Consider the following 1,171-nt stretch of genomic DNA (forward strand, 5'->3'; position numbering starts at 1 on the left):
CCGGATGGCCTGTGGATCGAACCGCACGGGCGGTCGGAAGCAGGAACCCGCCGAGACGACTGCGCAAGGAGCTATCCATGCGCAGCGTGGTAGGAATCTCCGGCCTTCAGGCCGGGGAGGATGTCAAAAGACCTCAGCTGCCCAACACTGTGCAGCTGACAAAAAATACAGTTCTCTTGGGAGAGGAGCCGAGGGTGGTGGCGTTGGCGGCGCGGAGCGCTTGGGAGCGGATCCACCGGTTGGGAAAGGGGCAGCAAATGCTAACGTCAGAGTAGGGATCTTTCCGCTGGGCAAGGGATCCCGTTACCCTGGTTTTTGGCTTTTTCCCCAAGATCTGGATGTTGAGAGCTGGAATTGTCGGCCTGCCCAACGTAGGCAAATCTACCTTGTTCAACGCCCTCTGTGAAAATGCCAAAGCCGAGGCGGCCAACTTTCCCTTCTGCACCATTGAGCCGAATGTGGGGCGGGTGGCGGTGCCCGACGAGCGCTTGCAGGTGCTGGCCAAGATCAGCGGTTCTGCCGAGATCATCCCCAGCCAAATCGAGTTTGTGGATATTGCCGGGCTGGTGGCTGGAGCCAGCAAGGGGGAGGGTCTGGGCAACCAGTTTCTCTCCCACATTCGCCAGGTGGACGCTGTGGTGCACGTGGTGCGCTGCTTCCAAGACGAGAACATTGTGCATGTGGCGGGTTCGGTGGATCCTTTGCGGGATATCGGGGTGATCAACTTGGAGCTAGCCTTGGCGGATTTGGCCCAGATCGAGCGGCGCATAGAGCGGGTGCGCAAGCAGGCCAAGTCCGACAAAACCGCCCAACTGGAGTTGCAGGCTCTGGAACAATTACAGGCTGCCTTGGACGAGGGCAAGCCGGCTCGCCTGGTACCCCTCAGCTCAGAAGAAGAGCAGTTGATCAAAGGGTTGGGGCTGCTCACCCGCAAAAAAGTCATCTACGCCGCCAATGTGGCGGAAACGGATCTGGCCAGCGGCAATGCCTGGGTGGAGCAGGTGCGGCAATTTGCCAAAGCGGAAGGGGCAGGTGTGGTGGTGGTCTCAGCCCAGGTGGAGGCGGAACTGGTGGAGCTGCCCCCCGACGAGCGACAGGCCTATCTGGATTCGTTAGGGGTAAAAGAGGGCGGGCTGAAATCTCTCATCCGAGCCACCTACGAGCTGTTGGG

1 protein-coding gene is annotated in these 1,171 nt (G+C 60.0%); it reads left to right on the forward strand.

Features of this window, described 5'->3' with window-relative positions; genetic code table 11:
- Positions 1–338: 338 nt before the first annotated feature.
- Positions 339–1,171: redox-regulated ATPase YchF (gene ychF, locus NW837_RS11240; protein WP_414331582.1), on the forward strand; the 833-nt coding region annotated here is incomplete at its 3' end.

Origin of the sequence: Synechococcus sp. R6-10 (assembly GCF_047461815.1) — a bacterium.
In the GTDB taxonomy this organism is placed as follows: Bacteria; Cyanobacteriota; Cyanobacteriia; order Thermostichales; family Thermostichaceae; genus Thermostichus.